The organism is Streptomyces sp. NPDC033180 (assembly GCF_055577645.1).
In genome coordinates, this window is sequence record NZ_JBVIPU010000012.1 from 67707 (window position 1) to 80379 (window position 12673).

Here is a 12673-nt window from a genome sequence, read left to right on the forward strand (position 1 = left end):
AGAGGGTACGGGTCCCGAAGAAGGTGCGGGCCCCGAAGAACTGCGCGTCCCGAAGAAGGGTGCGGGTCCCGAAGAAGGCGCTTCAGCTCCTCAACGGCCGGAAGAACGTTCGCAGCTCCCGCGCCACCTGCTCCGGCTCCTCGTGCGCCATGAAGTGCCCGCCCCGCTTCGGGGTGCTCCAGTGGCGCAGATCGGTGAAGGTGCGCTCGGCCAGGCTCCTCGGGTAGTTCTCGTACGCCGGCTCATGGCTGAGGGTGATGGCCGCGGGGACGGTGATGGGCGGCACCGGCTGGTTCCGGGGGTAGTCGTAGTACTGCCGGAAGGACGAGCCGATACTGCCGGTGGCCCAGTACAGGGTCGCGACGGTGAGCAGGGTGTCCTTGTCCCAGCGGGCCTCCAGGTCGCCGCCGCAGTCGCTCCAGTCGCGGTACTTGTCGGCGATCCAGGCGACGAGCCCGGCCGGTGAGTCCATCAGGGCCGCGGCGATCGTGTCGGGGCGGGTGCACATGATCTCGCTGTAGCCCTGGTCGCCCACGTCGTACGCGGCCAGCGCGTCGAGATACGACTGCTCCTCGGGAGTCGGCGGCTTCGCGTCGAACTGTTCCGTGACCACGGCGGAGGTGATGTGCACCCCGGCCACGTCCTGCGGATACCGGGCGCCGAGCCACTGCGTCACACCGCCACCGATGTCTCCGCCGAAGGCACCGAAGCGTTCGTAGCCCAGGGTTTCGGTCATCAGCTCGTGCCAGATCTCCGCGACCCCGCTGCGGGTGAACGGCTCGCGCGGCAGCTCCGAGTGGACGAAACCGGGCAGTGAGGGGATCACCACGTCGAAGGCGTCGGCCGGGTCACCGCCGTGCGCGCCCGGGTCGGCCAGGCGCCCCGCGACCCGCAGCATCTCCACGAAACTGCTCGGCCAGCCGTGGCTCAGGACCAGCGGCAGCGGTGCGGGGGCACCTTCGGGGCGGTGGCCCCGCAGATGGACGAAGTGCACGCGCCGACCGGCGACTTCGGCGACGTACTGAGGAAAGGCGTTGAGCGCTTCCTCGGCGGCACGCCAGTCGAAGCCGTCCGCCCAATGGGCGACGAGTTCGCGCAGACAGCCGGGGTCGACGCCCGCCGCCCAGTACGTGGAGTCGGAGGGCTGGGTGAAGAGGGTGCGCTTCAGGCGCGTACGCAGGTCGTTGAGCACGTCGTCAGAGACGGAGGTCCGAAAAGGAGCGGGTTCGGCTGTCATGGTTCCTTCGGGCGGGAGGCAGAAGTCGCCGCGGCACCGGAACGGCGACGACGCGGCGGGCAGGCCCATGATGCGCGACGCGCGAGAATCTGCCCATGGATTTTGATCAGACGGATGCCTACCTGCGCCGCATCGGCGCCGAGCGCCCCGCCGCTCCCACCACGCGGGCCCTGCACGATCTGCATCTCGCGCACCTGCGCGCCGTCCCCTTCGAGAACCTCTCCATCCACCTCGGCGAGAACATCGAACTCACCGAGGACTCCCTGGTCGCCAAGGTCGTCGGCGCCCACCGCGGCGGCTTCTGCTACGAACTCAACGGCGCGTTCGCCGCGCTGCTCACCGCACTCGGCTTCGAGGTCACCCTGCTGCAGGCCCGTGTGTACGACGCCGAAGGGCATCCCGGAATCCCCTACGACCACCTGGCGCTGCATGTGCGCACCTCCGACGGCGGTGACTGGCTCGCGGACGTCGGCTTCGGCACCCACAGCCACTTCCCGCTGGTCTTCGGCGAACGCGCCGACCAGCCGGACCCCGGCGGTACCTTCCGTATCGACGAGACCCCCGAAGGCGATCTGGCCGTCAGCAGGGACGGCACACCGCAGTACGTGGTCGACCGGCGCCCGCGCGCCCTCGACGACTTCACGTCCGGCGCCTGGTGGCACCGCACGTCGCCCCGGTCCCATTTCACACGGTCACTGGTCTGCTCGATGCTCACCGGGACCGGGCGGATCACCCTCAGCGGCCGCACCCTCACCACGACGACGGGCGGTGAGCGCGAGACCGCCGAACTGGCCACGGACGCCGAGGTGCTGGACGCGTACGCCACGTACTTCGGCATCACCCTGGAGCAGGTGCCACAGGTACGGAAGAGCGAGTTCCGTGGAGAAGAGGGCGCCTGACCCGCTGTGACCCGCTGGGTTCACTCCTCATGACACTTCCTCTTGACACTTCTTCTCTCCTCTTGACACTTCCTCCAAGTGGGGTCGCATCTGCCACGTAGAAAGACCCAGAAGTGTTGCATATGCCAGGTGAAGCGGCCTATCGTGTCGCGCATGCAGTCCTACACCATCGGACAGGCGGCACGCCTGCTCGGAGTCAGCCCCGACACCGCTCGTCGCTGGGCGGACGCCGGACGGGTCGCCACCCACCGGGACGAAGGCGGCCGCCGGCTCATCGACGGCCGTGATCTCGCCGCGTTCTCCGTCGAGGTCGCGCAGGGGCAGGCACAGGGGAGCAACGGCGAGGACGACATCCCCTACACCTCCGCCCGCAACGCCTTTCCCGGCATCGTCACCGCCGTGAAGCTCGGCGACGTCGCGGCCCAGGTCGAGATCCAGGCAGGTCCGCACCGGCTCGTCTCGCTCCTGACCCGGGAGGCCGTGGAGGAGCTGGGCCTGGAGGTCGGCATGCAGGCCACCGCCCGCGTGAAGTCCACCAGCGTGCACATCGATCGCACCTGATCCCCTGATCCCCTGATCCCCTGGTCCGCACCCCAGGGTCCGCAACCACGGGCCGGACCGCGCCGCCGGCCGCTCCCCAAGGAGTTCCACGCTCATGTCGCTCACTCTCAGCCCCGCCCGGCGCCGCACCGCCGCCGTACTGACGGCCGCCCTGCTCGTCCCGCTTGCCGCCTGCGGCAACGACGACAGCAAGGACGGCAGCGGCAAGCAGCCCGCGGGCGCCGCCGCCCCGAAGGCCGACCTCACCGTGCTCGCCGCGTCCTCGCTCACCGATGTCTTCGAGACCGCGGGTACCGCGTACGAGAAGGAGAACCCGGGGACGAAGGTCAACTTCTCCTTCGCCGGTTCCCAGGAGCTGGCCGCCCAGGTCAAGCAGGGCGCTCCGGCCGACGCCCTGGTCACCGCCGACACCAAGACCATGGACGGCCTGCAGGCCGACACCGGGAAGCCGTCCGTCATCGCCAAGAACCGCCTGGTCATCGCGGTCGGCGAGGGCAACCCGAAGAAGGTCGCCGAGCTGAGGAACCTCTCCGACAGCAAGCTGAAGGTCGTGCTCGCCGCGTCCGAGGTGCCGGTCGGCCGCTACAGCAAGCAGATCCTGGACGACCAGAAGATCGATGTGAAGCCGGTCTCCCAGGAGCCCAACGTCCGGTCGGTCCTGAGCAAGGTCGAACTGGGCGAGGCGGACGCCGGGCTCGTCTACAGGACCGACGCCGCCACCGCCCCCAAGAAGGTCGACGCGGTCAAGATCCCCGACGGTCAGAACGCCATCGCCCAGTATCCCGCGGCCACCCTGAAGACGTCGAAGCACACGGAGGCCGCGAACGCCTTCGTGAAGTGGCTTTCGACGCCCGCCGCGCAGAAGATCCTCCAGGACGCGGGCTTCGAGAAGCCGTAGCCCGCATGTCGAGGTGAGGGGGCCGACCGCCTCCCCGGTCGGGGCCCTCCGGGCCGTCCCCCGGAACGCCCCGTACGCCCCCTCACCTCGCGAACCATCCCGCGCGCACCCCAGGGACCACGATGAAACGCCTGCGCGGCCGCACCACCGGCCCCCGCACCCCGATCGCCCTCGCCATCCCCGCGTTGCTCGCCATCGCGTTCCTGATGCTGCCGCTGCTCGGGATTCTCGTCCGTACGGAGTGGGGCGAGCTCGGGGCCCATCTGACCAGCGAAGGGACCACGCAGGCGCTGAAGCTGTCTCTTGTCGTCTCCTTCTGGGCGCTGGGCATCTCCCTGCTGCTCGGGGTGCCGCTGGCCTGGCTGCTCGCCCGCGTCGACTTTCCCGGCAAGGCGGTCGTACGTTCCCTCGTGCTGCTCCCGATGGTGCTTCCGCCCACGGTGGGCGGCGTGGCGCTGCTGCTCGCCTTCGGACGGCGCGGGCTGCTCGGCCCGTGGCTGGAGGACACGTTCGGGATCACCCTGCCGTTCCACACCTCCGGCGCGGTGATCGCCGCGGCCTTCGTCGCCATGCCCTTCCTCGTCATCAGCCTCGAAGGCGCGCTCGGCGGACTCCGCCCTCGTTACGAGGAGACCGCGGCGTCCCTGGGGGCCTCGCCGGTACGGGTGTTCTGTACCGTCACCTTGCCCATGGTCGCCCCCGGGCTCATCGCCGGAGCGGCCCTGACCTGGGCGCGGGCCCTCGGCGAGTTCGGCGCGACCATCACCTTCGCAGGCAACCTCCCCGGCACCACCCAGACCCTGCCCCTCCAGGTGTACCTGCTGCTCCAGGACTCCCCCGAGGCCGCGACGTCCGTGTCGCTGCTGCTGCTCGCCATCGCCATGGCGGTGCTCGTCGCGCTGCGCGGCCGGTGGATGAGCACGCCGGGCGGGCGGGGCCGGGGGCGGTCACCGGTGCGGCTGCCGGACGAAGGGGTCGCGCCCGGGCTCGGGGCCGGGTCAGGGTCAGGGCTCGGGGCCGGGTCCGGGTCAGGGCTCGGGGCCGGGTCCGGGTCAGGGCTCGGGGCCGGGTCCGGGTCAGGGCTCGGGGCCGGGTCAGGGTCCGGGCTCGGGGCCGGGTCAGGGTCCGGGCTCGACCTCGGGCTCCCCGAGGCGGTGGCGGACGGACCCGCGCCGCCGTCGACGGAGCGCTGGTCCCTGCACGCCGAGGTCACCGGCTTCAACCGCCTCACCCTGGACGCGGAACCCGGCACCACGATCGCCGTCGTCGGGCCCAACGGCGCGGGCAAGACCACGCTGCTGCGCGCGCTCCTCGGCCTCACCCCGCGCGCCCACGCCGAACTGCGGCTCGGCGGCACCGACGTCACCGGGCTGCCGCCGCACCGCCGCCACGTCGCCTGGGTCCCGCAGGACGGCGCCCTGTTCCCGCACATGAGCGCCCTCGCCAACACGGCGTACGGGCCGCGTGCGCTGGGTGTCCCGCGGGCCGAGGCCCGGCGACGCGCGCAGGAGTGGCTCGACCGGCTGGGCGTCGGCCACCTCGCGCACCGCCGACCGGCCCAGGTCTCCGGCGGTCAGGCCCAACGGGTCGCGCTGGCACGGGCGTTGGCGGCCCGCCCCCGGCTGCTCCTCCTGGACGAGCCGCTCGCCGCGCTCGACCAGACGACCCGGGCTCATGTGCGCCACACCCTGCGTACGCACCTCGACACCTTCGGGGGCGTCTGCCTGATCGTCACACACGACCCGGTCGAGGCTGTGTCCCTCGCCGACCGGGTTCTCGTACTCGACCAGGGGCTCGCCCTCCAGGACGAGGCGCCCGCCGAGGTGACCCGGCACCCCCGCTCTCCGTGGGTGGCCAGGATGCTGGGCCGCAATGCCTGGCCCGGCATCGCGGGGCCCGAAGGGCTCGCCCTGCCCGGCGGAGGGACCCTCGTGATCGCCGAGCCGCTGCCGCCGGGCACGGAGGCGCTGGCGATCATCGCTCCGGAGGCGGTCTCCGTGCACCGCGACAAGCCCACCGGCAGTCCGCGCAACGTCTGGCCCGGCACCATCCGTGAGATCACCACCAGCGGCAGCAGGCTCCGCCTCCTTATCACCTCGCCCCAGGCCCCCGACCTGGTGGCCGAGATCACCCCGCAGGCCGCCGCCGAACTCGGCCTCACCGACGGGACGTCGGTGTGGACCAGCGTGAAGGCGACGGAGGCGACGGTCGTGCCCACCTGAGACGTGCGGGCTGCGGGCGCGGGGCGTGCGGGCTGCGGGCGCGGGGCGTGCAGGCTGCAGGCTGCGGGCGCGCGGCGTGGGGGGCTGCGGGCATGGGGCGTGCGGGCTGCGGCGCGGGGCGTGCAGGCTGCGGGCGCGGGGCGTGGAAGCTGCGGGCTGCGGGCGCGCGGCGTGGGGGGCTGCGGGCATGGGGCGTGCGGGCTGCGGGCGCGGGGCGTGCGGGCTGCGCGCCGGGTCAGCCGAAGCGTTCGTGGTCGTCCAACACCTCTGCGATCAGCCGCTGGTCGACGGCCGCCCGCTCCGGATCACTGTCGACGTACCCGGTCAGGGTCAACAGGCACTTCCACAGCAGCCAGCCGCGGGCCCGCGCCCAGGTGCCCTCGTCCTGGCCGACCGCGCGCCGAAACGTCTCCCGGCTCTCGCCCGAGAACATCCCCCACGCGATCACCAGGTCGCAGGCCGGGTCCCCGACGCCCGATGTGCCGAAGTCGATGACGGCGGTCAACTTGCCTTCCGCGACAAGGAGGTTGCCCGATGCGATGTCGCCGTGGAACCACACGGGTTCCCCGCGCCACTCGGCGGCGAGGGCGGCATCCCAGACGGCCGCCGCCCTGCCCGTGTCGACGCGGCCTTCGAGTGCGGCGAGGCACCGCCGGGTCTCCTCGTCGTAGTACGCCGGGGACGCCCCTCGGTACCAGCTGTGCTCGCCGGCGAGCGGACCCCCGGTGGCGTCGCAGCGCTGGAGGGCGAGGATGAAGTCGGCGACGGAGTGCGCGAACTGCTCCATGTCGTCGATGCGTCCGCGAGCGGCCGTCTCACCGTCCAGCCAGCCGCGGACGGACCACGGGAAGGGGTAACCCTCGCCCGGGGCGCCCTCGCCCAGGATCAGCGGGACGGCGAACGGCAGGGACGGCGCGAGCCGGGGCAGCCACTCGTTCTCCTTGGCCACCGCGGGGACATATCCGGCGGCGGTGGGCAGCCGGGCCGTCAGGGTGTCGCCCAGGCGGTAGGTGCGGTTGTCCCAGCCGTCGACCTCCACCGGCCTGACCGGCAGGTCGCGCCAGCGCGGGAACTGGGCGGCGACCAGGCGTTGCACCAGGGCGGCGTCGATTCCGGCGCGGCCGTCAGGAGGCGTCGGAACCACGGGAGAACTCGGATCCACGGGAGGCGTCGGAACCCCAGCAGGCGTCGGAACCATACGGGGATCATCGCCCCCTGCGATCTCGCCGCGCAACGAATTATCGAGTTGTCGAGTCGTTGAGTTCTCGAGTTCTCGAGTTCTCGAGTCGTCGAGTCGTCGAGCGAGCGGCACGACTTCTGTCGCGGTGATCACCAAGGCCCCGGCGCCTCGCACGGACCCCGGGCTCCCGGGCTCTGCCCCATGGATGCCACGAGCAGGTGGTGTCCTCCACCGACCGTGGCCACCACACCCGCCGCAGCGGCCGAGCCTCGTCACCCGCGCTCCCCTCACGCCGACGCCCTCTCGACCAGCGTCGGGCGGAACACCATCGACAGCGGCGCCTCTCCCGGCTGCTTGATCCGGCCGATCAGCAGACGGGCCATCTCCGCGGCCATCTCCTCCACCGGCTGCCGGACCGTGGTCAGCGCGGGCTCACAGGATCGCGCGGCCTCGCTGTCGTCGAAGCCCACCACCGCCACGTCCTGCGGCAGCCGCCTGCCCGCCCGCAGCAGGGTCTGCAGCACGCCCTGCGCCATCAGGTCCGATGCGACGAAAACACCGTCCAGGGTGGGGTGTTGGGCCAAAAGTCGCCGCATCGCATCGGCCCCGCCCGCCCGGGTGAAGTCCGCCTCGGCCCAGGGCGCGTCATTCACTCCGTGTGCGGCCAGCGCCTCACGGAAGCCTTCGAGGCGTTCCTGGGCGGCCGGCATGTCCTGCGGTCCGGCGACGGTGCCGATCCTGCGGCGCCCCCCGGAGACCAGACGCTCGACGGCCATCCGCGCCCCCGCCCGCTGATCCACCTCCACATACGGCAGTGGGACCGTCTCCGCCGGGCGCCCCGCGAGCACGGCGGGCAGGCCCGTCTCCGCGAGCAGCCGGGGCAGCGGATCGGACGCGTGCGAGGAGACGAGCACCGCACCGTCCACGTGGCCCTGGCGCAGATACGACAGCAACTGCCGGCGCGAGGTGTCGTCGTCGACCAGCATCAGGACCATCTGGACCCCGGCCGGGCGCAGCACGTCCAGAAGACCGCCGACCACCCGCCCGAAGTGGGGGTCGGTGAACATCCGGCCGACGAAGGGAGCCTCGACCGGCCGACGCTCCCGCTCGGACACCACCAGGGCCATGGAGTCGGTGCGCTGGGTCACCAGGGAGCGGGCGGCCTGGTTGGGTACGTAGCCGGTGGCCTCGACCGCCTCCTCCACCTTGCGGCGCAGCACCGGGTCGACGGTGGGTGCGCCGTTCACGACCCGGGAGACGGTGGCGCGCGACACCCCGGCGGTGCGGGCCACATCCTCCAGGGTCACGGGGCGGGCGGGGCGCAGGGCGTCGGCAGTCACCGGGTCTTTATAGCAACCGGGGTGGGCGGTCGTTCGGTTCTCCGGGCCTGATGGAACGTCAACTCCGCGTACCACGCAGGTGGTTGCTCCGTCAGCGCCCACTCCGGCGGACATATCACCCACGTACCATCGATTGACGTCAACTTGCCCACAGCGGCACCTAGTTGACTTCTCCCCGCCGAGTCAGTGCGACATCGTGCGCACCCCCTTGACGTGCCTGGTCCGAGACACAACTATCCAACGCGAGAGAGCGCTCTCTCGGAGATCACCGTTCAGGTTCTGAACCTAAGCACCGAACTGAACCGCACGCGCACGGCACCGTTCCGCCCCGATCACTCCGGAGCGGCGTCGCCCCCCACCAACGGCACTTCAGCGCGCCAACCGCCCAGCCGACAGAAGGACTTGCCATGTCCGAGCACCAGCCTTCGCCCGCCGCGAGATCCACCCTCTCCCGCCGCTCCGCCCTGGCCGCCGCCCTCGCGGTCCCGGCCACCGGCCTGCTCGCCTCGCAGGCGGTAGCCGCTCCCGACGCGCCGTCGACGCAGGCTCCCGCAGCCCGCCGCCCGCAGCCGGCGAACGCCCTCGCTCCCGACTTGGGCCCGAACGTCATCGTGTTCGACCCGTCCACCGGCGGCATCCAGGCGAAGCTGGACGAGATCTTCAAGAAGCAGGAGTCGGCGCAGTTCGGCTCGGCCCGCTACGCCCTGCTGTTCAAGCCCGGCACCTACAGCGGACTCAACGCCCAGATCGGCTTCTACACCTCGATCATGGGTCTTGGCCTCTCCCCCGACGACACGCACTTCAACGGCGACGTCACCGTCGACGCGGGCTGGTTCAACGGAAACGCGACGCAGAACTTCTGGCGTTCGGCGGAGAACCTCTCCCTGTCCCCGGTCAGCGGCGCCAACCGCTGGGCGGTCTCCCAGGCAGCCCCGTTCCGCCGCATGCACATACGCGGCGACCTGAACCTCGCACCCAACGGCTACGGCTGGGCCAGCGGCGGCTACATCGCCGACAGCCGGATCGACGGCACCGTACAGCCGTACTCCCAGCAGCAGTGGTACACCCGGGACAGCTCGATCGGCGGCTGGCTGAACGCGGTGTGGAACATGGTCTTCTCCGGGGTGGAGGGCGCCCCCGGCGACTCCTTCCCCAACCCTCCCTACACCACCCTGAACAACACCCCGTACTCACGGGAGAAGCCCTTCCTCTACCTCGACGGCGCGGAGTACAAGGTCTTCCTGCCCGCCCTGCGCACCAACGCCCGCGGCACCAGCTGGGGCCACGGCACCCCGCAGGGGCAGTCCCTCTCCCTCTCCGCCTTCTACGTCGCCAAGCCGGGCGACAGCGCGGCCACCCTCGACGCCGCGCTCGCCCAAGGGCTCAACCTCCTTCTCACGCCCGGCATTTACCATCTCGACCGGCCGATCGAGGTCAAGCGGGCGAACACCGTCGTCCTCGGCATCGGTTACGCCACCCTCATCCCGGACAACGGGGTCACCGCGGTCAAGACCGCCGACGTCGACGGGGTGCGACTCGCCGGCTTCCTGGTCGACGCGGGGCCGCAGAACTCCCGGACGCTCGTCGAGATCGGCCCACAGGGCGCGAGCGCCTCGCACGTCGGAAACCCGACCACGGTCCAGGACGTGTTCATCCGTATCGGCGGCGCGGGCGCGGGCAAGGCCACCACCAGCATGGTGGTCAACAGCCGCCACACCATCGTCGACCACACCTGGGTCTGGCGTGCCGACCACGGCGACGGCGTCGGCTGGGAGACCAACCGGGCCGACTACGGCGTCGTCGTGAACGGCGCTGACGTGCTGGCCACCGGCCTGTTCGTGGAGCACTTCAACAAGTACGACGTGCAGTGGAACGGCGAGCGCGGGCGCACGATCTTCTACCAGAACGAGAAGGCGTACGACGCGCCCAACCAGGCAGCCATCCAGAACGGCAGCATCCGGGGCTTCGCCGCGTACAAGGTCGCCGACTCCGTCAACACCCACGAAGGCTGGGGCCTCGGCAGTTACTGCTACTACAACGTCGACCCGACCATCGTGCAGGAACACGGCTTCGCCGCGCCGAACAAACCCGGCGTGAAGTTCCACCACCTGCTCGTCGTCTCGCTCGGCGGCAAGGGCCAGTACGCGCATGTCATCAACGCGACCGGCGCTCCTACATCGGGCTCCAACACGGTGCCGTCCACGGTGATCTCCTTCCCCTGAACCGCCGGACCCCTGACGCCAGTTACGCCCCCACCCGCAAGGAGAGCAGCATGCGCTCCGGCACTTTCCGAAGAACCAGCGAGCCCCGCAGAACCGGCGAGCCCCGCAGAACCAGCGCCTCCCGGAGAGGAAGACTCACCCCGGTCCTCGCGCTCGCGACGGCCTGCGTCCTGACCCTGCTGACCGGACTCGCCTCCGCCGCGCCGGCCGACCCTCCCGGCGCGGTCGCCGCCGCGGCCTGGGACACCGACCGCGCCGCCGAGGCGTACACCGCGAACCCGGCCTCCGCGACCGCGTCCGGCAATGAGTCCGGCACCCCCGGCCCTGGCGCCGCCTTCGACGGCAACGCGTCGACGCGCTGGTCGAGCCAGTTCGCCGACGACGCGTGGATACGCCTGGATCTCGGCGCCACCCTCCGCGTCGATCGCGTGGTACTGGACTGGGAAGCCGCGTACGGCAAGCAGTACGTCCTGGAAGTCTCCGTGAACGGCACCGACTGGACCCCCTTCTACACCGAGACCGCGGGCACCGGAGGCTCCGTCACCGCGCACACGTACCCGCAGGAAGTGACGGGCCGTTACGTCAGGATGCGCGGCGTCGAACGAGCCACGCCCTGGGGCTACTCCCTGCACGCCTTCAAGGTCTACGGCGGCGCACCCGCCCCGGCCTCGACGACCCGCGCGAACCTCGCCCTGAACCACCCCGCCTACACCAACCGCTACCAGCACGCGGGCAATTCCCCGTCCTTCGCCACCGACGGCGGTCGGCCGGCGGACCTCAAGGCCGATCAGACCCGTTGGTCCAGCGACTGGAACGCCAACCGCTGGATCTCGGTCGACCTGGGCGCGCGCTCCACCATCGACACCGTGGACCTGTACTGGGAGGCGGCCTACGCGGTCGACTACGAACTGCAGGTCTCCGATGACAACCAGACCTGGCGCACGGTCCACAAGCCCTCCGCCGCGGAGGTCGCCGCGCGCCGGGCCGACGTGAAGTCCCCCGCCGACGCGGTGGGCCGGCACGACAACGTGCGGCTCTCGCAGCCCGCGACCGGCCGCTATGTACGGATGCTCGGCAAGGAACGCCGGTCCTTCTACAACCCGGCTCCGGCCACCGCCCAATTCGGGTACTCCCTCTACGAGTTCGAGGTGTGGGGCACGGGTGGCAGCGCGTCCGCCGCGTATCCGTCGCTGCCGGGCGACCAGTCGGGTACGTACCGGACGACGTTCTTCGACGACTTCACCGCCGGGGGCCTGGACCGCTCCAAGTGGCGCGTTGTCAGGACCGGTCAGGAGATGGGCTCGGTCAACGGCGAGGCGCAGGCGTACGTCGACTCCACGAACAACATCCGTACGGAGAACGGCAGTCTGGTCCTCGAGTCCGACTACTGCGACAACTGCACCACCGCGGGCGGCAGCACCTATGACTTCACCTCGGGCCGCATCGACACCAACACCAAGTTCGACTTCACGTACGGCAAGGTCAGCGCCCGCATGAAGCTGCCGGTCGGCGACGGATTCTGGCCCGCCTTCTGGATGCTGGGCAGCGACGTGGACGACCCGAACGTCTCGTGGCCCGCCTCCGGCGAGACCGACATCATGGAGAACATCGGCTACGCGGACTGGACGAGCTCCGCCCTGCACGGCCCCGGCTACTCGGCGGACGGCAACATCGGCGCCCGCCAGGCCTACCCGAACGGCGGCAGAGCCGACCAGTGGCACACGTACGCGGTGGAGTGGACACCGACGGCCATGCGCTTCTACGTCGACGACCGCCTGGTCCAGGAGACGACGCGCAACAAGCTGGAGTCCACCCGCGGCGAGTGGGTCTTCGACCACGACCAGTACGTCATCCTCAACCTCGCCCTCGGCGGCGCCTACCCGGCCGGCTGGAACAAGGTCACCCAGCCTTACTGGGGCCTTCCGCAGTCCAGCGTCGACAGGGTCGCGGCGGGCGGGGTGAAGGCGGAGGTCGACTGGGTGCGAGTGGAACAGAAGAGCTGACCCCGCCTCATCCAAATCCTCATCACCCTCCTCCTCAGAATTCCTCCAACCCATCCATCCCGACAGGAGCTTCCGTGAACAGACACCCCGCTCCCCCGAAGCCGGAACCAC

Annotated in this window: 9 protein-coding genes; 6 read left to right on the top strand and 3 right to left on the bottom strand. The window is 70.9% G+C overall.

The window, feature by feature from the left end; genetic code table 11:
* Positions 1-82: 82 nt before the first annotated feature.
* Complete coding sequence (locus ACZ5WE_RS27870; protein WP_467688296.1) at positions 83-1237, bottom strand: epoxide hydrolase family protein; 1155 nt, start codon at positions 1235-1237, stop codon at positions 83-85.
* A gap of 95 nt (positions 1238-1332) precedes the next feature.
* On the opposite strand from ACZ5WE_RS27870, the gene ACZ5WE_RS27875 reads away from it, so the two are divergent.
* The 4 genes from ACZ5WE_RS27875 (at position 1333) to ACZ5WE_RS27890 (ending at position 5817) form a co-directional block, all read left to right on the top strand.
* Positions 1333-2136 (top strand): arylamine N-acetyltransferase family protein, encoded by an 804-nt coding sequence (locus ACZ5WE_RS27875; protein WP_467688298.1) that lies wholly within the window; start codon positions 1333-1335, stop codon positions 2134-2136.
* Positions 2137-2289: 153 nt separating this feature from the next.
* Positions 2290-2697 carry a TOBE domain-containing protein gene (locus tag ACZ5WE_RS27880; RefSeq protein WP_467688300.1) on the top strand — a complete coding sequence of 136 codons (408 nt, stop codon included), beginning with the start codon at positions 2290-2292 and terminating at the stop codon, positions 2695-2697.
* A gap of 94 nt (positions 2698-2791) precedes the next feature.
* Positions 2792-3595 (top strand): molybdate ABC transporter substrate-binding protein, encoded by an 804-nt coding sequence (gene modA, locus ACZ5WE_RS27885; RefSeq protein WP_467688302.1) that lies wholly within the window; start codon positions 2792-2794, stop codon positions 3593-3595.
* Positions 3596-3717: 122 nt separating this feature from the next.
* Entirely contained in the window at positions 3718-5817 is a 2100-nt protein-coding gene (locus ACZ5WE_RS27890; protein ID WP_467688304.1) for an ABC transporter permease, read from the top strand.
* A 235-nt stretch (positions 5818-6052) separates the two neighbouring features.
* Here the strand turns inward: ACZ5WE_RS27890 and ACZ5WE_RS27895 are convergent, their stop codons facing one another.
* Both ACZ5WE_RS27895 and ACZ5WE_RS27900 read right to left on the bottom strand, forming a co-directional pair.
* Entirely contained in the window at positions 6053-6961 is a 909-nt protein-coding gene (locus ACZ5WE_RS27895; RefSeq protein ID WP_467688306.1) for an aminoglycoside phosphotransferase family protein, read from the bottom strand.
* Between the two features lie 323 nt (positions 6962-7284).
* Complete coding sequence (locus ACZ5WE_RS27900; protein WP_467688308.1) at positions 7285-8337, bottom strand: LacI family DNA-binding transcriptional regulator; 1053 nt, start codon at positions 8335-8337, stop codon at positions 7285-7287.
* Positions 8338-8744: 407 nt separating this feature from the next.
* Here ACZ5WE_RS27900 and ACZ5WE_RS27905 point away from each other — a divergent pair, with 407 nt between their 5' ends.
* Complete coding sequence (locus ACZ5WE_RS27905; protein ID WP_467688310.1) at positions 8745-10559, top strand: coagulation factor 5/8 type domain-containing protein; 1815 nt, start codon at positions 8745-8747, stop codon at positions 10557-10559.
* Between the two features lie 50 nt (positions 10560-10609).
* Positions 10610-12562 (top strand): discoidin domain-containing protein, encoded by a 1953-nt coding sequence (locus ACZ5WE_RS27910; protein WP_467688312.1) that lies wholly within the window; start codon positions 10610-10612, stop codon positions 12560-12562.
* Positions 12563-12673: the final 111 nt, after the last annotated feature.